This is a genomic window from Candidatus Amarolinea dominans (assembly GCA_016719785.1).
GTDB lineage: Bacteria > Chloroflexota > Anaerolineae > SSC4 > Amarolineaceae > Amarolinea > Amarolinea dominans.
Genome location: JADJYJ010000006.1, coordinates 49,273 through 68,991 on the forward strand (window position 1 = coordinate 49,273; position 19,719 = coordinate 68,991).

18 protein-coding genes are annotated in these 19,719 nt (G+C 61.7%); 12 read left to right on the plus strand and 6 right to left on the minus strand.

Going from position 1 to position 19,719, the window contains the following annotated elements:
* Positions 1–61: 61 nt before the first annotated feature.
* Positions 62–1,114: a phosphate/phosphite/phosphonate ABC transporter substrate-binding protein gene (locus tag IPM84_08830; protein ID MBK9092865.1), complete on the plus strand. Its 1,053-nt coding sequence runs from the start codon at positions 62–64 to the stop codon at positions 1,112–1,114.
* 106 nt (positions 1,115–1,220) lie between these two features.
* Complete coding sequence (gene phnC / locus IPM84_08835; protein ID MBK9092866.1) at positions 1,221–1,985, plus strand: phosphonate ABC transporter ATP-binding protein; 765 nt, start codon at positions 1,221–1,223, stop codon at positions 1,983–1,985.
* A gap of 100 nt (positions 1,986–2,085) precedes the next feature.
* Here phnC and IPM84_08840 read toward each other — a convergent pair whose 3' ends face one another.
* The 3 genes from IPM84_08840 to IPM84_08850 all read right to left on the minus strand — a co-directional run bounded on the left by IPM84_08840 (position 2,086) and on the right by IPM84_08850 (position 4,750).
* Positions 2,086–2,895 (minus strand): DUF1670 domain-containing protein, encoded by an 810-nt coding sequence (locus tag IPM84_08840; protein ID MBK9092867.1) that lies wholly within the window; start codon positions 2,893–2,895, stop codon positions 2,086–2,088.
* Entirely contained in the window at positions 2,892–3,719 is an 828-nt protein-coding gene (locus IPM84_08845; GenBank protein ID MBK9092868.1) for a DUF1670 domain-containing protein, read from the minus strand. Before IPM84_08845 ends, IPM84_08840 begins: the two co-directional genes overlap by 4 nt.
* Before the next feature lie 635 nt (positions 3,720–4,354).
* Positions 4,355–4,750 carry a DUF433 domain-containing protein gene (locus IPM84_08850; protein ID MBK9092869.1) on the minus strand — a complete coding sequence of 132 codons (396 nt, stop codon included), beginning with the start codon at positions 4,748–4,750 and terminating at the stop codon, positions 4,355–4,357.
* Positions 4,751–5,667: 917 nt separating this feature from the next.
* Here IPM84_08850 and IPM84_08855 point away from each other — a divergent pair.
* The 5 genes from IPM84_08855 to IPM84_08875 all read left to right on the plus strand — a co-directional run bounded on the left by IPM84_08855 (position 5,668) and on the right by IPM84_08875 (position 12,559).
* Positions 5,668–6,807 (plus strand): ABC transporter permease subunit, encoded by a 1,140-nt coding sequence (locus IPM84_08855; protein ID MBK9092870.1) that lies wholly within the window; start codon positions 5,668–5,670, stop codon positions 6,805–6,807.
* Positions 6,808–7,005: 198 nt separating this feature from the next.
* Positions 7,006–9,672 carry a hypothetical protein gene (locus IPM84_08860; protein MBK9092871.1) on the plus strand — a complete coding sequence of 889 codons (2,667 nt, stop codon included), beginning with the start codon at positions 7,006–7,008 and terminating at the stop codon, positions 9,670–9,672.
* Positions 9,673–9,849: 177 nt separating this feature from the next.
* Positions 9,850–10,518 (plus strand): protein-L-isoaspartate(D-aspartate) O-methyltransferase, encoded by a 669-nt coding sequence (locus IPM84_08865; protein ID MBK9092872.1) that lies wholly within the window; start codon positions 9,850–9,852, stop codon positions 10,516–10,518.
* A 200-nt stretch (positions 10,519–10,718) separates the two neighbouring features.
* The gene (rfbD, locus tag IPM84_08870; GenBank protein MBK9092873.1) at positions 10,719–11,600 is read left to right on the plus strand and encodes a dTDP-4-dehydrorhamnose reductase; all 882 of its coding nucleotides are present in this window, start codon (positions 10,719–10,721) and stop codon (positions 11,598–11,600) included.
* The gene (locus tag IPM84_08875) at positions 11,597–12,559 is read left to right on the plus strand and encodes a glycosyltransferase family 2 protein (protein ID MBK9092874.1); all 963 of its coding nucleotides are present in this window, start codon (positions 11,597–11,599) and stop codon (positions 12,557–12,559) included. Before rfbD ends, IPM84_08875 begins: the two co-directional genes overlap by 4 nt.
* Positions 12,560–12,576: 17 nt before the next feature.
* On the opposite strand, the gene IPM84_08880 is transcribed toward IPM84_08875, so the two are convergent.
* Positions 12,577–13,536 carry a hypothetical protein gene (locus IPM84_08880; protein ID MBK9092875.1) on the minus strand — a complete coding sequence of 320 codons (960 nt, stop codon included), beginning with the start codon at positions 13,534–13,536 and terminating at the stop codon, positions 12,577–12,579.
* A gap of 147 nt (positions 13,537–13,683) precedes the next feature.
* Here IPM84_08880 and IPM84_08885 point away from each other — a divergent pair, with 147 nt between their 5' ends.
* The 4 genes from IPM84_08885 (at position 13,684) to IPM84_08900 (ending at position 16,579) form a co-directional block, all read left to right on the plus strand.
* Entirely contained in the window at positions 13,684–14,418 is a 735-nt protein-coding gene (locus IPM84_08885) for an NUDIX hydrolase (protein MBK9092876.1), read from the plus strand.
* Positions 14,419–14,633: 215 nt separating this feature from the next.
* Positions 14,634–14,852: a hypothetical protein gene (locus IPM84_08890; GenBank protein ID MBK9092877.1), complete on the plus strand. Its 219-nt coding sequence runs from the start codon at positions 14,634–14,636 to the stop codon at positions 14,850–14,852.
* Between the two features lie 174 nt (positions 14,853–15,026).
* On the plus strand, positions 15,027–15,722 hold the full coding sequence (locus IPM84_08895; protein MBK9092878.1) for a response regulator transcription factor: 696 nt from the start codon (positions 15,027–15,029) through the stop codon (positions 15,720–15,722).
* An 11-nt stretch (positions 15,723–15,733) separates the two neighbouring features.
* Positions 15,734–16,579 carry a class I SAM-dependent methyltransferase gene (locus IPM84_08900; protein MBK9092879.1) on the plus strand — a complete coding sequence of 282 codons (846 nt, stop codon included), beginning with the start codon at positions 15,734–15,736 and terminating at the stop codon, positions 16,577–16,579.
* Between the two features lie 710 nt (positions 16,580–17,289).
* Here IPM84_08900 and IPM84_08905 read toward each other — a convergent pair.
* Positions 17,290–17,781, minus strand: a complete 492-nt coding sequence (locus tag IPM84_08905; protein ID MBK9092880.1) for a hypothetical protein — start codon at positions 17,779–17,781, stop codon at positions 17,290–17,292.
* Entirely contained in the window at positions 17,778–17,981 is a 204-nt protein-coding gene (locus tag IPM84_08910; GenBank protein MBK9092881.1) for a hypothetical protein, read from the minus strand. The genes IPM84_08905 and IPM84_08910 overlap by 4 nt, the downstream gene beginning before the upstream one ends.
* A gap of 524 nt (positions 17,982–18,505) precedes the next feature.
* Here IPM84_08910 and IPM84_08915 point away from each other — a divergent pair.
* Complete coding sequence (locus IPM84_08915) at positions 18,506–19,684, plus strand: amino acid ABC transporter substrate-binding protein (GenBank protein ID MBK9092882.1); 1,179 nt, start codon at positions 18,506–18,508, stop codon at positions 19,682–19,684.
* Positions 19,685–19,719: the final 35 nt, after the last annotated feature.

Here is a 19,719-nt window from a genome sequence, read left to right on the forward strand (position 1 = left end):
CCCGGGCGGCAACTACTTCGGCGGTTCAGGTCTCGCGCCTTTCCATGATTTCGATGCCAAGCTGCCCAAAGACCTGAAAGACAAGCTGACCCAACTCAAGGCGGACCTGGACAGCGGTAAGATCAAGACCGGCTATCCCAAGACGGCTGCGCCCACAACCGACATTGGCACCGAAGCCAACCCCATCAAGGTTTACTTCGTTCCGTCGGTGGACGCCAACGTCATCGTGACCGGCGGTGACATCATGGCCGCTGCGTTGGAAAAGGCGACTGGCCTGAAGTTCAAGGTCTTCGTGCCCACCTCCTACGCCGCCACCATCGAAGAGATGTGCGCCTCGCCCACGGACAGCATCGGCTTCATCCCTGGCCTGGGCTATGTGCTGGCCAACCAGCGCTGTGGCGTGGATGTCTCGATGAAGGCCGTGCGCCGCGGCCTGGACTGGTACGCCGCGCAGTACATCGTGCAGCGCGACAGCACCATCAAGACCCTGAAAGACCTGAATGGCAAGAAGTGGGCTTATCCCGATGCCGGTTCCACCTCGGGCTATCTCTACCCGCTGTACCAGATGCAGACCGAAGGCGTCACGCCCGGTGAAAAACTGGCCGCCGGCGGGCATCCGCAGGCCGTTCAGGCCGTCTATGACGGCAAGGCCGACTTCGCCACCACCTTCTTCAGCCCGCCGGCCAAGCCGGAAGGCGAGACCGCCTGGAAGTGGGGCGATGCAGCGGACATTCCGGACGACAAGATCAAGGACTGCCAGATCAGCGAAGACAAGAAATCCCTGATTTGCGGCGGCTGGACTGTGCTCGATGCCCGCACCAACGTGCGCGAGCAGGCGCCCGACGTAGTCGAGAAGATCAAGATTCTGGCGCTGACCGTGCAAATCCCGAACGACACGCTGAGCTTTGGCCCGGACTTCCCGGCCGAGCTGCGCGCGCAGATCGAAGCCGCGATCGTGGCATTTGCCAAGACCGACGAGTGGAAGACCTCCATTGGCGACAGCAAGTTCTACGGCTGGTCCAGTGTGACGGCCGCCACCGATAAGGAATACGACCCGATTCGTGGCGCGGTCGTAGCCAGCGGCCTGAAACTGGAAGACCTGGGCAAGAAGTAAGCTGCACAGGCGTTCTGCCAAATGAACGGAATTGGGCAGAGGGAGTTCTCCTTCTGCCCAATTTTGTAGGCCGTCATCAACAAGTGGTACCGAGGGGAGTTTCACCGTGCTTGAAGTGCGCAACCTTACGAAGGTGTACGACGGCAAAGTCCGCGCCCTGGACAATGTCAGCTTCACTGTCCCGGACGGCCAGTTCCTGGTGGTCATCGGCCTGAGCGGATCGGGCAAATCTACCCTCCTGCGCTGCATCAACCGCCTGGTGGAGCCGACCAGCGGGCAGATTCTGTGGAACGGGATTGACATCACCGCGGCGCCGGCGGAAGAGCTGCGCCGCATTCGCCGTCGCATCGGTATGGTCTTCCAACATTTCAACCTGGTCAATCGGTCCAGCGTTTTGACCAATGTGCTGGCCGGGCGCCTGGGCTACATCAACCCCGCCTTCAGCCTGATCAATCGTTTTCCCAAAGAGGATATAGACAAGGCGCTGCAGAAGCTGGAGCGGGTGGGGATTCGTGACAAGGCTGCGGTGCGCGCGGACGAGTTGAGCGGCGGCCAACAGCAGCGCGTCGGCATTGCGCGAGCGCTGATGCAAGACCCTGACCTGATTCTGGCCGATGAGCCGGTCGCCAGCCTGGACCCCGTGCTGGCGCACAGCATCATGACGCACCTGGAGCAGATCAACAAGCAGGATGGCATCATGGTCATCTGCAGCCTGCACTTCCTGGACCTGGTGCAACGCTACGCCGACCATGTGATTGCCCTCAACCAGGGCGCGTTGGTCTTCGAAGGCAAAGCGAAGGATATTGACGATCAGCGCTTCAAGGAGATTTACGGTCAGGAAGCAGAGCGCGTCGGCGACGCCAAACACTGATGCATAAAGGAGTGCTGGAGAACAGGAAACGTGTAGGTTCGGCCTCCTGGCCGGACGGCGTTCAGGAATTCCAAATAAGGTCAAATGAGCCTCGGGGCGCTCAGGCGGCCGCTTGTGCGGCCACCGCCGGTTTAGGCGAGTAGAAGACCAAGTTGGGTTCATACTCGCGGATCAACTGGACGTGTTCCCGCACGAGTGACGCGGCGTGCTTCGCGAGCGCCGGAATCTCGTGCAGCGGGAACTTCTGCGCGAGGGTGCGGGTGACTTCGTAGTCCTTGATGTAGCGATCTACGGCGTGCTGCGAGTGGTTAAGTTCGCGGGCAATGTCGGCTGGCGATTGCCCACGCAGATAACGGCGGATCACCTCGGCCTTGTGCGACACCGAGGGGCCGATATCATGCACTGTACCACGGATCGGCACGGTCATGGCATGTTCCTGCTCATATTGGCGCAACAATTGCCCCGCGTAGGACTCGGCCAGGCCGCTGAGCAACGACAAATCCAAGAGGGTCAGGACACCGCCTTGGTCATACGCCTCCTGACACCAGCGGACGAAACGCTGTTGATTGAAGGTGCGGCGCGCCGGCGGCTGATCGACGCCCTGATCCGCACTGAGCAGCGCCACCTCCGCGTCGGTGACCAGGTGCAGGCGGACATGCACCAAGTCGCGAATCTCGGGCGTTTTGCCCGTGGCCCCGTTGGCCACCGCCACCGCGGGCCAGTAGACATGCCGGGGCGGCAGGTCGGTGGCGTAGGCTTGCTCCACCAGCGTCAGAATATCGGCGATGATGGCGTGCGCCACGACGGGGCCGCGCTCGTAACCGTACTCGTTAAGAAACTTGTGGAGCAACTGCTGGTGCAAGGAGCGTTTGGCCCAGCGCGTTTCAGGCGTACTAGTCTGGGTTTTCATCGGATCAAACGCCCCCTTTTAATCTCGGCCGGCGTGGCTGTGGCCGCGTCGGGCGTGCCGAGCAGAATCTGCAAGCGGTCGTTGGCCGCCGGGCATTCTTGATACAGCGTCAGGTACTCCTGAATGAGGCGTTCAGACAGCCCGGTGGCGCTGCGGATGGCGGCGCGGTCCAAGTGCTGCGCCTGCAAGCGAATGATGCGCACGAAGTCGTCGCAATAACGTCGAATGGCGCCGATACTGTGATGCCGCCGGCGCTCGATCTCGCTGAAGGTGTAACCGGCGAGATAATCACCGACGATCTGCACCTTGTGACTGACGCCCTTGCCGATGTCTTTGACTTGGCCGCGTGTCGGCACGCGCAAGTCCTGTTTGCGCAACTCATGCACGTCGCGTTTGATCGTCGCCAGACTGCTGCACAGCAAACAGGCCAGGTCTTCGTGGCTGAGCAGCCCGCCTTGCGCCTCAGCCTCTTCGGTGAGCCGTAAGAGCCGCTGCTGCCGCAGCGCCGCGACGCCAGTGCCCAAGGCGATCAAATCATCCGGGCTGTGCAACGTCAACTTCACGGCCACCCGCTGGCATGCGGTCAGCTTCTGGCCCGCCGGACTGGCCTTACTCACGGCCAGGTAGGTCAACTGGCCGTTCTCACGCCGTTGGGGATAGTAGTCCTCGTCATAACGGCGCAACTGCTCGAGCAGGTGGCGCCACCAGCGGCGCCAACTGAAAATCGCGCTGGATACGTTCGATGATGGCTTCCCCGCTTCTTTGGTCTGTAAGCGGGCAATGGCTTCCAGATTCCATGTGCTCCTCCTGGGATGCTGCGTCATACGCTATTCTAGGTGATGATCTTCGTTTGGACCATTTGCTCGGCTGGGATTGCCAAATCCTCGCCGTGGCCGCCGGATTGCCAAATCCGGCGGGAGCGCTGGCCGAAACGAAGATCGTCGCCCTATTCTACATCCCGAGGGTCATTTGAGCCTAACGTAAATGTGAACGGAATGGCTGCCCGTAAATGGGCCTGCGCTCCTCGTTCGGGCGGTTTTGGCCCAAAATCCCTGAGATAGGTGGGCAGCAAGAGGGATTGTGGGCGTTGGAGAGCTACATTTGGAAATGCGGCGCCCCGTAGGGGCACCCTGACTTGAGCGAGCGATGCCCCCCACACCCGTCGTCCCGTAGGGACGATTGAGTGAGGCCGCCCCGAGCGCAATCCGTCGCTATACCACGACCGCGGGGGATGGATTCAACCGTCCCTACGGGACGGATACGGCTCGTGCGATGATGGATGGCTAAGGTCAGGTGTCCCTACGGGACGCGTCGCGCCCACCAGGACGGCCTGGCGCTGGCCAGTCACATGGATGGCTACATTTGGAACTGCTGGACGGCGTTGGCGTGGGAAAGGATGCTCCAGCGCAGACAGCGTCGTCACGCCGGAGGCGTGACCTACGGTTTGGGAGCGCTGTTTTCAAATCCTTATCGTCGTGTAATCCAAACGCCCCTTGTCATCCATCTCTGCACCGGTGTCTGCCAGGACCTGCGCGATTCGATTCTGACGAATCTCAGCTTCGATCTCTTGGCGGTGATCGAAGTAGTAGCTAATCGCGTCGTAGAGCGCAGCCGGATTGAGATAAGGATAGGCCTGTCCGATGTCGTCGAGGCTGTCGCCGGCCCGCCACATCGCGACGATCAACCAGATCGGGATGTCGCTGCCGCGTATGACGGGACTTCCGCCGCGTTGACCTCCGCGTCGCACCACGTAGGGATGATCCGTAGGTTGAATTTGAGCGCGAAGCAACGTTTCGGCGAATTCATTCAGATCACGCTGGGCCGCGCATGCACGTTGCGACAAATGGTCGTACATTTGTTTTGATATCGTTAGAGCTGTAACCGGCGCCATAAACCACCTCGCAGGCTTATCGGATAGTAGAATCCGACTGCTGGAATCAGGTAATCAGTTCGTTGGTCATTATAGGATGGCGTTCAAGCCATGTCAAGCCTGCGTCAACTCGTAGGGTCATTTCTGGCAAAGTTGCTGCCAGGCTCTCTTATCAGACACCGAGCGCGTTCGATTGAGCAGATCAAGGAGCGTTGGAGACCGTGAAACCTACACAGAGATCTTTTAGACGTAGCCTCTTGACCGTTGTCATCATCGTGGCTGCCATTGTAATTTATGCCTACGGTTTTCAGGTCACCCAGGTCAACCTGGAAGAGACGGCCAAGCCCCAGCGTCAGCAGCAGTTGGTGCGCATCATTCGCGCCCTGGCGCAACCAGATCTGCTGACCTACCAGCAGGAAGTCACCAAGGCACAGGCGCCTGTTCTGATCCCCTGCCCTGCGACGCTGCCGACCGTACCGGCCGCGGGCGACGGGCCGAGTCTCACGCTCTCCAAACCGTGCGCAAACGGAGGTGAGCAGATCACCATCGTCGGGAGCGGCTTTCCAGCCAATGCCGATGTCGCGGTACGCTTCCGGCCTGAGAGTCTGGCCACCCTGCCGGGTATTTCGATCAGGACCGACGCCAAAGGCGCGTTCAGCACGACCTTTACCCTGCCACGCAATCGCGAGGCCGCGGTGGCCCAAAATATGGAGGCCGAATACAAACGCAACATCGGCCGCCCAGCCTTCTCAGATACGTCGCGTGAGACCTGGAACAAGATCATCGAGACGATCTTCATGGCGCTGCTGGCTACGACTCTCGGCACGGTGCTGGCGTTTCCCATCGGTTTCCTGGCTGCCAACAACCTGATGCGCTCGATCACCTCGCCCTTCACCGCCATCATGCTCTCGTTGTTGACTCTACCCATTGGCCTGCTCGTCGGTTCGCTCCTGGGTGGACAGTTTGGCCGTTGGGGCATCAGCCTGGGAGGCGGCAACGTCCTGCTTGGCGTAGGCGCCCTGGCCGCACTCGGCGCCGTGATGCTCATCGCCCTGCGCGTGGGTGTTGGCGGCGAGGAAGACTCGCTCCCCACCAGGCCGCAGCGCGTAGGCCGCGTGGCCGGTCTGATGATCGCCGGGCTGACCCTGTTCATCAACCTGGGCTTGATCTCCATCTTGAGCCAGAGCCTGGGGGCCTATCTCTCCACGCGTGTCGGCAGCCTGGGCTTCCTGGGCTTATTCCTGGCCAACGTGGCGCACGTCTTAGAACTTCTGTTGCCCTTGATCGGCGCGGCGGCCGGCATGGCGCTCGTTAGCGCGCTGACCAGACCGCTGGGCGCCAAAGTCCTGCCATCCCTGGCCTATGCCCCGCGGCGCGCGATTGCGGTCGCCCTGGCCGCATTGAACGGCGCGCTCTACGCCAGCCTCATCGGCGCCGCCCTCGGTTGGCTCTACCGACTGGAAAATCCGACGAACTATCTTGTGCTGCCCGCAGTGGTCGGCGCCGTGGTGGGACTGATCATCGGTCTGCGCGCAGACGTGGAGACGCCGACCCCAATCGGCCAAGTGGTCTACTTCATCACGCGTACGGTGCTCAACGCCCTGCGCGCCATCGAGCCGCTCATCATGGTCATCGTCTTCGCCGTCTGGGTCGGCATCGGGCCGTTTGCCGGGGTGTTGGCGTTGTGCCTGCACACCATCGCCTCCCTGGGCAAACTCTACTCCGAGCAGGTCGAAAGTATCCAGTCCGGGCCGTTGGAAGCCATCACCGCCACCGGCGCCACGCGCCTGCAAACGATCGTCTATGCCGTCATCCCGCAAGTCGTTCCGCCCTTCATTTCGTTCACCCTCTACCGTTGGGACATCAACGTGCGTATGAGCACCATCATCGGCTTTGCCGGCGGCGGCGGCATCGGTTTTCTCTTGCAGCAGAATATCAACCTCCTGCAATACCGCCAGGCCAGCGTGCAGATGCTCGCCATCGCGCTGGTGGTCGCGTCGCTCGACTACCTGAGCGCGGCCATTCGCGAACATTACGTCTGAATCTGTACCGGTATACTGCAAGCGGGCACGAATTGCGCCTGTTTCCTTAGGCGAAAAAGTAAAGTCTATTCCCGCTTGCAGTATAGTACCATTCTACTATCCCGCTTTGCACTGCTCCAGGCGCGCCGTTGACTCCCATGCGGCGTCTTGAGTAACGTCAGATTTGCCTTGTGAACCGACGTTACGTGAGGAGCAGCTATGTCCAATTTCTATCACCGCGCAGCCCGAATGCTCTTTCCCCTCGTCTTGACCCTTGCCTTATTGCCGTGGCGGCCAGCCCTGGCCCAAGCCGCGCCGCCCGGCGCTGGCGTGCCCAACGTCTACGCCCAGATCCTGACCCCGGCGACGGGCGCCACCCTCAGCGGCCAGATCACCATCATGGGCATCGCGGCCGCGCTGGAATTCGACCATTACGAAATCTACCTCACGCCGGCCAACAGCCTGCACGGCACCCTGATCGCGCAAGGTCAGGACTCGGTGCGGCGCATGGGCGCGCTCGCCACCTGGAACAGCGCCGATGTGCCCAATGGCGAGTACGACCTGCACCTGTTGGTGCTCAAGGCCAATCGCACCTATGCCGACAGCGCCGTGCGCGGGTTGACGGTGAGCAACCTGACCGCGGCCGCAGCCCCGCGGCCGCAGCCGCTGCCCCGCCCGCCGTCCGCGGCTGCCGGGGCACAGGCCGGGCTGACCGCGCCACACACGGGCGACCGGCTGCAGGGCCAGATTGCCATCAAGGGCACGGCGATGCACCCAGCCTTTGCCCGCTATGAACTGTACGCCGCGCCCAGCGGCAGTAACCGCTGGCAGTTCTTGAGCCAGAACAGCTATGAGGTCAGCAGCGGGGTTTTGTGGGTATGGGACACCTCCACGGTACACGACGCGACCTATGACCTGCGCCTGCGCGTGGTAAAACAGGATAGCAATTATGACGATTACCTGGTCAGCGGCGTGCAAGTCGCCAATCAGGCGGCCGCACGGCGTGCTGTTCCCGCAGCGGCCGACCTGGTAACGGCTACCCCAGTGCTGCCCGCGCCGACGCCGGACATTTCCGGTTTCATGGCGCCTGCCAGTGGCGCGGCCATTACCGGCAACGTGGCCGTGCGTGGCGCCGCATCTGCGGCAAACTTCCTGCGCTACGATCTGCACATGGCGCCCGCCGGCGCCACGCTCTGGACCTGGTTGCACAGCGGCGAAGCGCAGGTCAGCGATGGCATCCTGGCCGATTGGGACACCTCCGCCCTGCCCGACGGACGCTATGATCTGCGCCTGCGGGTGGTGCGGCAGGATGGAAACTATCACGAGTATTACCTGCGCAACCTGGCGCTGGAGAACCGGGGCGCCGGCGTGCAGCCCGCTCCATCGGCTGACGACCGTGCCACCACCAGGCTCCTTTCCGGTTTCATTACGCCCGTGGACGGCGCGGCCGTCCACGGGCTGGTCAGCCTGCATGGCTCGGCCACAGATGCGCATTTCAACCGCTATGAAGTCTACGCCGCGCCCAGCGGCAGCGAACGCTGGAGCTACGTAGGCGGTCAGTCGCAAGCGCTGATCGAGGAGGAGTTGTGGCGCTGGGATACGACAGGCTGGCCCGACGGTCAGTATGACCTGCGGCTGCGCGTGGTGCGCGCGGACAGCAACTACAACGAATACTTTGTGCATAATCTGGCGGTGCGCAATGGCCCACGCCCAGGCGCCACGGCCACCCCAACGGCCACGCCCCGCGCGGTGAGCGCGGTTGGGCCGTTGCCCACGCCCAGCCTGGCCCGCTCAGGCATCAGCGCGCCGCAGGCTGGAGCCACGGTGAGCGGGCCAATCACCATCAAGGGCACCGCCACCGATCCGGCTTTTCTGCGCTATGAGCTGTACGTGCGCCCTGCCGGCGACGCGCATCCCTGGTGGTTCTTGAGCGCCACATACGACCAGGTGCATGAAGCGGCGCTGGGGGTGTGGGACACAGCCCTGTTAGCCGACGGCCGTTATGATTTGCGTCTGCGGGTGGTACGCCGCGATAGCAATTACAGCGAGTATTTTGCGGACAACCTGCTCGTGCGCAATGGCCAGACCACAGCGGCGCCGACGGTCACACCGACCGCGCCGCCGCTGCCGCGCGCCACGGCCACTCCCATCCCTGCGCTGGCGCCCGCGCCAGGCGCCAGCATCAGCAGCCCGGCGCCCTTGAGCACGGTCAACGGCGTGGTGTCCATCCGTGGCCTGGCCGCGCACCCGCAGTTCCAGCGTTATGAAGTGTACATTACGCCGGTGGGACGCGATGAGTGGGTCTTCTTGAGCATGGGCGGCAGTCCGGCGCCGGCCAACGGTGAGCTGCTGCGTTGGGATAGCGCATCTGTGCCCAACGGACGTTACGACCTGCGCCTGCGCGTGGTGCATCAAGATGGGAACTACGACGAAGCCGTCGTCAGCAACGTGACGGTGGCTAACGCCGCGTCGCGTGCCACCAACACGCCAGCGGCGCCGGCCACCAACACGCCAGCGGCGCCGGCCACCAACACGCCAGCGCCAACGGTTGCCGCGCCGCAACCCACCGGCTCCAGCCCACGCATCAATCAACCCCAGGCGCAAGCGCGCCTGAGCGGCGTTGTGACCATCAGCGGCGCGGCCCATCATGCGCAGTTTGTGCGCTACGAGTTGTGGGTGGCAAAGACCACCTTCCCCGGTGCACAAGACTGGCAGTTGATGCTGACTGGCAGTCAACCGGTCAACAGCGGCGTCCTCGGCGCCTGGAACACGGGCGCGTTTGCCGACGGGCTGTATGATCTGCGCCTGCGTGTGGTGAAGGAAGATGGCAATTATGACGAAGTCATCGTCAAGCGCCTGACGATCCAGAATCGTCCTGCTTCGTAACGCCCGCGCCGGCGTCTTTGCCTTGCCCCGTCATCGGTGCTACAATCCCGCCATCTTGGATCGAGACCATAGTAGGGGCATGGCCTTGCGCCTGCCCGTGTGGGCGACCGCAAGGGTGCGCCCCTACTGTGGCCACGGCGGTTTACGGACCCATCACAAGGCACAGAGCGGGACAGGATGAATGAACGGCCGGACAGCGCCGAAAGATCAAAGGCAGGCCGCGAGCGGCATTATCGCCCGGAATGGCCGCCACCCTGGCCGGAAATCACCGACGAAACAGTGCGCCAGGTGATCGGTCGCGTTCCGCGCGAACAGTTCGTGGCCGAACCGTATGGCGCCTGGGCGCATGACGACCGCCCCTTACCCATCGGTCATGGCCAGACCATCTCCCAACCATTCATCGTGGCACTGATGACCCAGGCCCTGCGCCTGCGCGCCGACGAACGCGTGCTGGAGGTGGGCACCGGTTCCGGCTATCAAACGGCCATCCTGGCCGCCCTCTGCGCTCATGTGGACAGCGTAGAAATCGTGCCGGAACTGGCCGCCGGCGCCGCGGCCCGTCTGCTGAAACTGGACTGCCACAATGTGGACATCCATGTGAGCGACGGCTACCTGGGCTGGCCGGCCGGCGCCCCCTATGACGCCATCATCGTCACGGCCGCGCCGGAGCAGGTACCGCCGGCGCTGGAGGAGCAATTGGCGGTTGGGGGGCGGCTGGTGATCCCGGTAGGCGCCGCCCTGGACGATCAGACCCTGTGGTTGATCGTAAAAAACAACCACTCCATCAAGCGCACCCCGTTGACGCTGGTGCGCTTTGTGCCCCTGGTTGCCAACCGTCCCGAATAGGCTCACCGATCAAGGCTGTGGCCAGGCCCGTCGCCTGAACCGGCAAGAATCGTGTCTTCTCAATAATCCGGGGTAGGGGCATGGCCTTGCGCCTGCCCGCGTGGGCGACCGCAAGGCGACCGCAAGGGTGCGCCCCTACAAATCGAGAAGATACCAAGAATCGGTGCGTTGAAAACAGACGTTGAGTATGGAAGACCATCATGAAACTCACATCGCTGCTCGTCCCTGAAAACCCCGTTCCCCACCCCCGTCGTGTGTTGATCACCGGCTGCCTGGGCCAACTGGGCCGTACCCTACAGGCAACCCTCACCGATCATGTACGGCTTGGAATTGACCTGCCGGACTGTGATATCACCGATCCGGCCGTAGTACCGTTCATCGAAGCGCACGCGCCAGACATCATCATTCACACCGCTGCCTACACCAATGTGGACGGCGCGGAAAGCAACCCCGACCTGGTCTTCCGTATCAACATGTGGGGGACGCACAACCTGGCCCTGGCATGCCAACGCACCGGCGCTCCTCTGCTCTACATCAGCACCAACGAGGTCTTCGACGGCACACGCACCACCAGCGCATATTACGAATGGGAGACGATCAACCCGCTCAGCGTGTATGCACGTTCCAAAGCCGCCGGCGAGGCGGTGGTCAGAACCCTCCTGCAACGCTTCTACATCGTGCGCATCGCCTGGCTGTTTGCGCCAGGGGGCAACAACTTCCCACGCAAGATCATCGAAAACGCAGACAAGCATGGCCGCCTGCGCGTGGTCAGCGACGAATTCGGCAATCCCACCTACGCGCCTGACCTGGCTGCCGCGATCAGCCAGTTGATCACAACCGAGCATTTCGGCATCTATCACCTGGTCAACGGCGGCTCTTGTTCGCGCTACGAATTTGCCAGCGAAGTGCTGCGCCAGGCCGGCCGTGGCCACATACCGGTGACCCCCGTCGCGCACAGCGAGTGGGAGCGGCCAAGCACGCCGCCACTGCACGCCCTGCTGGCCAACACCAACGCGGCGGCCCTGGGCATCACCTTGCGTCCCTGGCAAGAGGCACTGGCCGCTTTCTTCCAAACATCATGAGTGAAACACTGAACTTTCCGCTGGCTTCGATCATCATCCCCACCTACAACGGCCTGCGCTTCTTACCCACCTGCCTGGAGGCGTTGCACGGACAAACCTACACCCGCCATGAAATCATCGTGGTGGACGACGCGTCCAGCGATGAAACGGCGAGCTATTTGCAGGCCACCGAGCCGGCGGTGCGCGTGGTGCAGATGGTGAACAATCGTGGGCTGGCCGCCGCGTGCAATGCCGGCGCGGCCGCAGCCCAGGGCGACATCCTCGTCATGCTCAACAATGACACCGAGGTCGAACGCCCGTGGCTGGCCGAGCTGATTCTGCCCTTTGCCCATCCTGAGGTGGGCAGTGTGGCCAGCAAGATGCTGCTCTTCGACCGGCGCACGGTGTTACACAATGCCGGCGACATGATGGGCACAGATGGCATCCCGCGCAACCGCGGTGTGTGGGAAGAGGACCGCGGGCAGTACGATCAGGACATGGCGGTATTTGGCGGCTGCGGCGGCGGCGTGGCTTATCGTCGCGCCATGTGGGAACAGGTGCATGGCTTCGACGAAGACCTGTTCATGTACCTGGAAGATGTTGATCTGGCCTGGCAGGCGCGCCTGGCTGGCTGGACCGCCGTCTTCGCGCCGCGCGCACGTGTTTATCATCACCTGAGCGCCACCGGCGGCGGCGTCCTCGCCAGCTACTACACCGGGCGCAATACCATCTGGGTGTTGTACAAGAACATGCCGGCCAGCCTGCTGCGCCGCTACTGGCCGCGGATCGTCGCAGCCCAACTGCGCATCGCGGGCGCTGCAGCCTGGGCGGGATTACGCGGCGGCGCCGCCGCCCGCGCCCGTCTGCGCGGTCAACTGGACGGCCTGCGCACCCTGCCCCGGCTGCGTGCCAAACGGGCGGTCGTGCAAGCCGCCCGCCGCGCCACCGATGAGGAGATTGACAGCCTGTTGCTGAGATAGGGTTTTTCCGATTTTTCCTATCCCGCGTCCCACCAATCTTCACTCACAACCGAGGTGGGGATGCGGATGGGTTGACGGGCCTCACGAGCTTCGGGCGTGGTGGCCGGATGCACCCAACCCAGGTGACGCAGGCCGACTTCGACAGCCTGGGTGACCGTGGCGAAGTGGTCCAGCCGCTTGAGCAGCGCGAGGGGCGCCCCGGGTTGCAGAGTCGCAGCGGCCGGTACGCGTGCCAGCACCACCTTGCAATTGGCCACGTTGCGCGCCGCCTGGGTGAGGCGCTCGATTTCGGTCGGCGTTACAGGCGTGGAGGTCGCCAGGTCCAGCACCAGCCAGCGTACACCGCTGTTATCGGCCTGACGCCGCAATAGTTTCGCGAGGACTTCGGTCGGCGTCTCGAAGATCGCGTCATTGACCGTCACCACCGTCAGTCCGTTGGCGATGGAGGCAGCCGCATCGAAGGGGGTGCGCTGACGTCGTTCTTCCAACACAAACTGGCGTAGAGCCAGCGCCTGCAACCAGATAGCGCCCACGGTCAGGGCGGCCCAGGTCACCAGAACGGGCGCGCCTTCTCCCAGCAACTGCCAGGCCAGCGCCATCGCGGCCACGGTGGCGAGGGTGGCCAGACCGGCGGCTGCCAGGACGGCCACGCCCGAACCGAGAGCCACGGCCGCCACAGCCGGGAGCGGCACATTGAACGCCAGCAGCAGCGGCGCCAGGGCAGGGCGATCATAGAGAGCAGCCAGCACGAGCAGAGCGGTCAACAGCAGCGTGGTCAAAACGGCTGCGACCGGTTGTCTCTGACTAAGCCGTGGATAAAGCAACCAGAGGATGGCGACATCGGCGCTGAGCACGAGCAACGGTAGCCATCCCCACCCCTGCCAAAGTAGCAGCGCGGCGACGAGCAGATCGAAAATTAGCTTGGCCGATCGCAACAGGCCGATACGGCGAATCATCTCTTGACGCGAAAAGAGCATAGCAACTCCCTGACCGAGCCTGGTAACAACGTACCCTGGATTATAACCGACAAACGACGACTGGGCAACGCGCCCCACCGGGCGCAAGCGCAGATGATTCAGCCAACTGGCCATGATAAAAACCTCGAAGCCTGAAAGTGCAATCGTATGAACAAAGATGCCACTGCAACCGCTCCGGACGCTTCTCCGGGAAGCTACAATATCCGCCAGTACCGGCAGGTCTCCGTCACGGTGGACGTCATCCTGTTTCGTTTTGTTGACAACGATCTCAAAGTGCTCCTCATCAAGCGCAAGAACTGGCCTTTCGAGGATCACTGGGCCATTCCCGGCGGCTTCGTTGGCTACGATGAACCGCTGGAAGAGGCCGCCCTGCGCGAACTAGCCGAAGAGACCAACGTCCGTGACGTGTACCTGGAGCAACTGTACACCTTCGGCGATCCCCTGCGTGACCCGCGCACGCGCGTGATCACCGTGGCCTATTTTGCCCTTCTCAGCGCCGAACAGGCCGCCCACATTCAGTTGCGCAGCGCCACCGACGCGTCCGCTGCCGCCTGGTGGTCCATCTACAACCAACCCCCGCTGGCGTTCGATCATGCCAAGATCCTTGAATATGCCTTGCGTCGCCTGCGCTGGAAGCTCGAGTACACCGCGCTCGGCTTCATGCTGCTGCCCAAAGCCTTCACGCTCAGTGAATTGCAGGCCGCCTACGAGATCATCCTGGGCGAGGGCCTGGACAAACGCAATTTCCGCCGCAAGATCCTGGCCGCCGACGTGCTTGAAGAAACAGGTGGCACCAACGAAGGGCCTGGCCGGCCCGCGCGCCTCTATCGCTTCAGCGCACAGGCCATCGAGATGGAGCAGGCCCGCCGCCGTTTCCCGTGATGACCGCTGCCGTGGCGCGTTTGACAATTCCACACGTCTGAGATACAATTAGTGTCATAGATACACAAATCAATCTGACCCAGCTTTTGCTGGTTTTTTTCTCATGAGTCTTCGTGTTAATTTGACACAAAAGGAACGGTTTAGGGTATGACCCATCACCCATGTAACGCATCGGTCAATCGGCCGGTTACGGCGCACGCGCAGGAGGTACTCATATGCCAACGACCCTGATCTTGACCATTCTCGTGGCCCTGTTGCTCATCCAGGTGGCTCGCCAGCAGTTGCATCTGTGGGCCGATCGGCAGGTCATCGCCGCGCTGCAAAGGCACAAACTGGAGGCTGACCTCAAGTCCAGGAAAGCCGCGCTGCCGTTGGCCGATGCGGCCGCCTGGAGCCTCTTGATCGCCGCCCTACTCTGGGCGCTGCGCGGCTGACAGGGCAAGCTCATGACGGCAGATTGACCGCGCCGGCGGCCAATCTGCCGCCCGACTCCGATGTGCGTGGTATTTGGAGTTGCGGCCTGCTTGGTAGAACGGCCATTTTCGATTATAATGCTGCCAGTCTTTGGCCCGCTGTTGGGCCATGCAGCCTGATGCACGGAGGATTTCATGCGCATCCTGGTCGTTGATGATGATGCACCCAGTGTCAAGATGATCTCGTTCCTACTGCGCGAAGAGGGATACACCGTGCTCACCGCGTCCAATGGCCCCGCGGCACTGGACATTGTCGAGCGCGAGGCGCCTGACCTGGTCATCCTCGATGTCATGATGCCGCACATGGACGGCCTGGAAGTTTGCCGGCGCATCCGGCGCACGATGCAAGTGCCTATCCTGATCCTGTCCGCCAAGGGCGAAACGGCCGATCGCGTGGTAGGCCTTGACGTGGGCGCGGATGATTACCTGTCCAAGCCCTTCGACCCGACCGAGCTTCTGGCTCGCGTGCGCGCCGTACTGCGCCGAGCCGAGGCTTTTGGCTTTGGTGACGGTGACGCCGGTTTTCTCACCGTGGGCAATTTCCGGCTCGATCCGGTGGGCAACAAGGTGTTCATGCCCAGCGGCAAGATCGCCGAACTGACCCCCATCGAGTTCCGCCTGCTGCACTACCTGGTGCGCAACGCCGGCCGCATTCTCAGTCACGACCAGGTGTTGGACAATGTCTGGGGTTATGGCTACGACGGCTACGCCAATCAGATTGCGGTTTACATGCGCCGCTTGCGCAGCAAAATCGAAGTGGATCCCAACAATCCAACCTGTCTGCTCACCGTGCGCGGGCTTGGCTACAAATTTGACGCAGAGACCGCCTGAGAGGTGATCCGATGCAGAACGCACTGACCGTGACGCAACCGATCTCCCGTCGCGCCCAATTGAGAACCCTGTGGAAAGTGCTCAGGCTGTTGGCACAAGATCCGCGGCGTTTGGGCAATTTGATTGACCATCGCGCCGAAGAACGCTCCTACGTCACGCAGACTTACGGCCTGGGTGATGGCCTGCCGACGGTGGACCTGCTCGATCTGCTGCCCGGTTTCGAGGAGACCGTGGAACCGGTTAGTTTCCTGGAAGGCACCTCCCTCCTGACCGACCTGGCCCTGCTCAAGGCGTTGGCGCGGCGCTTCCCCCAATGTCGTTACCTGGAGATCGGCGCCTGGCGCGGCGAGAGCGTGGCCAATGTGGCGTCGGTAGCGGCCGCCTGTGTCTCGATCAGCCTGTCGGCGGACGAAATGCGGCAGAGCGGCTATCACCAGGAGTTGATTGCAGCCCACGGCTTCTACTCCAAAAGCCTGCCCAACATCACCCACATCGGGCACGACTCGCGCACGTTCGATTACGCCAGCCTGCCGGAGAAATTCGACCTGATCTTTGTGGATGGCGACCACACCCATGATAGTGTGCGCATTGACACCCAAAACGCCTTCAAGATGCTGCGCGGCCCTGACGCCATGATTGTCTGGCATGACTACGGCCATACCCGTTACAGCATCCAATGGCACATCCTGGCCGGCATTCTGGATGGCTGCCCGCCCGCGCAGCGTCCCCATCTCTATCATGTCTCCAACACCCTGTGCGCCATCTATTCCCCGCAGCCGCTGCCGGCCGCCATCGTGCAGACCCCGCAGATTCCCACTAAAACCTTTCGCGTCAGCCTTTCTGCCATCCGCACCTGACGTCAGCACCGTGCTGCCGAGATGATCGGTCGCCAGCCAGCGCACCACCCCGTTGACCCGCAGCGCAATGCGCTGACCGCCGGCCTGGTAGTACTTCGTGATCGTCGTGCTGCTGCCGCTCGTCATCTTCTCGTAAATCGCCCCCACGTACACCGTCGTGCTGCTCCCCATCACCGCCTTCGCCCGGTTGCCGTCCGCGTCATAGGTGTAGCCAGGCGCCGTGCTTCCCTGCTTCACCTGCTGCACGCCGGTTCTCCGCATCATAGACCAGCGTGTAGGTCACGCCGCCCACCGTGCGCCCGGCTTTCTTTGCCACGAATTACACGAATTTTCACGAATTTCAGGGGCTTTTCGTGTCAATTTGTGCAATTCGTGGCAAAAATCCGCCCGGCTTTCTCTGCCACGAATTTCACTAATTTGCACGAATTCCAGGGTCTTTTCGTGTCAATTTGTGCAATTCGTGGCAAAGATCCGCCCAGCTTTCTCTGCCACGAATTTCACTAATTTGCGCGAATTCCAGGGTCTTTTCGTGTCAATTCGTGCAATTCGTGGCCGAAAACCGGGCCGATGGTCTCCTTGACCCGGTTGCCGTCCCCGTCGTACACATAGCTGGCCGTGACGCCGCCGGTCATCGCAGTCAGCCGGTTGTCTGCACTACAGACCAGCGTGATGTATGATGAGGGCGCACCTCGCTGTAAGCGTAGCGATCACTAATCATCACCTATTGTGCCGGTCATGCGCCAGACAACATCGTTATCCAAAAAAAAGATCACCATAGGGAATACTCGATCACCTTTAAGATCGTAGCTGCAGACGTAATAGGTCAGTTCCGAACTTGGCTCATAAGTGGGTGGTTCACATCCATACTCATAACGCCCTAGTTTGGCTTTGACGTCATCACGCGTGGATACCCCGCGTTCGAATGTCGAAAGAATAATCGGGAAGAAATCAGGAGCATACACGGGCCGATCTTGTGTGCATAAACGGTTGTCCTTGATCTCGAAGTTCATACAGATATCCTGGATCGTTTCCGAGTCCAGGGGCGTGGTGTATTTCGACAAGTCTGGTTTTCGCAACCTGGCGATCGAAATCGGTAGGGTGCATCCGCATGAGATCGCCAGCAACAATGCCAGGTTGACGATGAATAAACGCCTGCTCATGCCGTTCACTGTGGTTTCGCCAGCAGCCATCTGCTTGTTCATGGTGAACCTCGCAATTTTCCGTAGTTCGCTTCCATCTGCTGAAGCCTACCGCGGCTGCCAGGGCCCAGTGGGCCGAGATCTCGTCTGAGTGTGTCACCCAACTCCGCAGGGGATGTAATCAGGCCATAGGTAATCTGGTAACCGATCAATACCACCAGCCCGCGCAGGTCGCGGTCGGCCAGGGTGTTGGTGATGACCACGGTGAATTTAGCTGCAAACCACCAGCAGATGGACGACCAGCAGCGGACGCGCCGTCAGTCGCGAGACAGGAAGGTGTGGTGAAGATAGAAAAGAGAAAGTAGAAGAGCGACGTAACATAACAACGGACTCCTTTCGTGCAGCAATCGAAACGGATGGGGTCAGGGACATTTTCCTGACTGCTGTAAGGAGGTCGCGGGCGGGAGAGAGAGAACTCTCGCCAGGGACTTCCGGCGGCGGGGGGCGACTCGGAAGGCGGGGGAACAGAGTTGTTGACTGGTCATAGCATACCACGCGCGCGGCGATCTGTCAAGAGGCAAAATTTGGGGGCAGTTACCAGTAAACTTGACTTTTAGTTTCATGTCTCTATAATTCACCCATCCTTTTCCCCTGCCCCAAGATGAAACCGAATGCGTTTCCCCCTCAAGTTTCCCCCTCAAGAAAGGAGATGGCTGCGCGCACAACGTCTGGTCCCATGTCTCGCTTGAACCTTTGCGAACCTATTTACCCTCACGGAGGAGAACCGATGTCTCGTAAACTCATTCCTGTTCTGTTGGTCCTGGCTATTTTGCTCACCGCATGCAGCAACCCGAGCACTCCCCAAACGGTCGAAGTCACGCGTGTCGTCGAAGTGACACGCATGGTCGAAGTGACGCGCGTGGTCGAAGCTCCCGCGCAGCCCGCGGCAACCGTGGCGCCGGCAACCCCGGCCCCGGCGCCTCCGGCGCCCCAGGCGCCCGGCTTCGGTGAAACACTCAAGAAGGTCACCGCGCGTGGCAAGTTGATCTGTGGCGTCAACTCGCAGGTGCCCGGCTTTGGCTTCGTGGATTCGTCTGGCGCCTATGCCGGCTTCGATGTTGACTTCTGCAAGGCCCTGGCCGCCGCCATCTTCAACGATGTTAGCAAGATCGAGTATCGCCCGGTGACCGCCGAGCAGCGCTTCCCGGCCCTGCAGAGCGGTGAGATTGATGTGCTCATCCGCAATACCACCTGGACGCTCGTGCGCGACACCGACAACGGCGGTAACTTCGTTGCCACCACCTTCTACGACGGCCAGGGCATGATGGTGCCCAAGAGCCTCAACGCCACCAAGCTGGAAGACCTCGCCAGCGGCACCATTTGTGTCCAGAAGGGTACCACCACCGAGCTCAACCTGGCCGACCAAATGACGGCACGTAAGATCCAGTACACACCGGCCGTCTTCGACGATGCCAATTCGACCTTTGCCGCCTACGCCGAAGGCCGCTGTGATGCCGTCACCACCGACAAGTCCGGCCTCATTTCCCGGCGCTCGGTCCTGGCCAACCCCGACGACAATGTCATCCTTGATGTCACGATGTCCAAGGAGCCGCTCGGCCCCATGGTGCGCCAGGGCGACGACCAGTGGTTCGACATCGTCAAGTGGACGGTCTTTGCCACGATCGCCGGCGAGGAGTTTGGCGTCACTACCGCCAATGTGACCGACATGGCAGCCAACCCGAAGACGCCGGAGATGCGGCGCTTGTTGGGCGCGGACGAAAAGGTTGACCTGGGCGCCAAACTCGGTCTCAGCAAAGATTGGGCGGTCAATGTCATCAAGGCCGTGGGCAACTACGGCGAGATCTACGATCGCAATCTTGGCCCTGCGACTAAGACAGCCATTCCCCGTGGCTTGAACAGTCTGTACGCCAACGGTGGTCTGCTCTACAGCCCGCCGTTCCGTTGATTCCCGACCCACTCTGCCAGGAGCAGATGGCCGAC

What these genes read in the sequence shown, in the direction of transcription:
- IPM84_08855 (MBK9092870.1), top strand. Translation starts at nt 5,668, where the DNA reads ATGCTCTCGTTGTTGACTCTACCCATTGGCCTGCTCGTCGGTTCGCTC.
- rfbD (MBK9092873.1), top strand. Translation starts at nt 10,719, where the DNA reads ATGAAACTCACATCGCTGCTCGTCCCTGAAAACCCCGTTCCCCACCCC.
- IPM84_08845 (MBK9092868.1), bottom strand. Translation starts at nt 3,719, where the DNA reads ATGACGCAGCATCCCAGGAGGAGCACATGGAATCTGGAAGCCATTGCC.
- IPM84_08895 (MBK9092878.1), top strand. Translation starts at nt 15,027, where the DNA reads ATGCGCATCCTGGTCGTTGATGATGATGCACCCAGTGTCAAGATGATC.
- IPM84_08865 (MBK9092872.1), top strand. Translation starts at nt 9,850, where the DNA reads ATGAATGAACGGCCGGACAGCGCCGAAAGATCAAAGGCAGGCCGCGAG.
- IPM84_08840 (MBK9092867.1), bottom strand. Translation starts at nt 2,895, where the DNA reads ATGAAAACCCAGACTAGTACGCCTGAAACGCGCTGGGCCAAACGCTCC.
- IPM84_08890 (MBK9092877.1), top strand. Translation starts at nt 14,634, where the DNA reads ATGCCAACGACCCTGATCTTGACCATTCTCGTGGCCCTGTTGCTCATC.
- IPM84_08885 (MBK9092876.1), top strand. Translation starts at nt 13,684, where the DNA reads ATGAACAAAGATGCCACTGCAACCGCTCCGGACGCTTCTCCGGGAAGC.
- IPM84_08875 (MBK9092874.1), top strand. Translation starts at nt 11,597, where the DNA reads ATGAGTGAAACACTGAACTTTCCGCTGGCTTCGATCATCATCCCCACC.
- IPM84_08905 (MBK9092880.1), bottom strand. Translation starts at nt 17,781, where the DNA reads ATGAACAAGCAGATGGCTGCTGGCGAAACCACAGTGAACGGCATGAGC.
- IPM84_08850 (MBK9092869.1), bottom strand. Translation starts at nt 4,750, where the DNA reads ATGTACGACCATTTGTCGCAACGTGCATGCGCGGCCCAGCGTGATCTG.
- IPM84_08860 (MBK9092871.1), top strand. Translation starts at nt 7,006, where the DNA reads ATGTCCAATTTCTATCACCGCGCAGCCCGAATGCTCTTTCCCCTCGTC.
- IPM84_08915 (MBK9092882.1), top strand. Translation starts at nt 18,506, where the DNA reads ATGTCTCGTAAACTCATTCCTGTTCTGTTGGTCCTGGCTATTTTGCTC.
- IPM84_08900 (MBK9092879.1), top strand. Translation starts at nt 15,734, where the DNA reads ATGCAGAACGCACTGACCGTGACGCAACCGATCTCCCGTCGCGCCCAA.
- IPM84_08880 (MBK9092875.1), bottom strand. Translation starts at nt 13,536, where the DNA reads ATGCTCTTTTCGCGTCAAGAGATGATTCGCCGTATCGGCCTGTTGCGA.